The following is a 507-nucleotide window of genomic DNA, read 5'->3' on the forward strand; positions in this document are numbered from 1 at the left end:
TGTCTTCCAATGTATCGAACTTATCGTCCGTGAACAGATCTTCCACTTTGTTCTTCGCATCGGTTAGGTCTTTTTCTGCTTGTTCTTTTTTGTTCAATAGATCTTTAGCTTTGTTCAATAAGTCTTGCAGACGGTCTTTTTCTGCACATTCAGGAAGCTTATTGACCGCTTCTTGGGCTTCGTCAATCGCTGCTTGATCCGTCTTGTCTTCCAATGTATTGAACTTATCGTCCGTGAACAGATCTTCCACTTTGTTCTTCGCATCGGTTAAGTCTCTTTCTGCTTGTTCTTTTTTGTTCAATAGATCTTTAGCTTTGTTCAATAAGTCTTGCAGACGGTCTTTTTCTGCACCTTCAGGAAGCTTATTGACCGCTTCTTGGGCTTCGTCAATCGCCCCTTGATCCGTCGTGTCTTCCAATGTATCGAACTTATCGTCCGTGAACAGATCTTCCACTTTGTTCTTCGCATCGGTTAGGTCTTTTTCTGCTTGTTCTTTTTTGTTCAATA

Annotated in this window: 1 protein-coding gene; it reads right to left on the reverse strand. The window is 41.4% G+C overall.

From position 1 onward, the window contains the following. Positions 1–507 (reverse strand): toxin Cry1Ac domain D-VI-related protein (locus V3595_RS28665; protein ID WP_485911344.1); only part of this gene is annotated, 507 nt, incomplete at both ends.

It is taken from the genome of Bacillus sp. CFBP9009 (genome assembly GCF_036541465.1).
GTDB lineage: Bacteria > Bacillota > Bacilli > Bacillales > DSM-1321 > Peribacillus.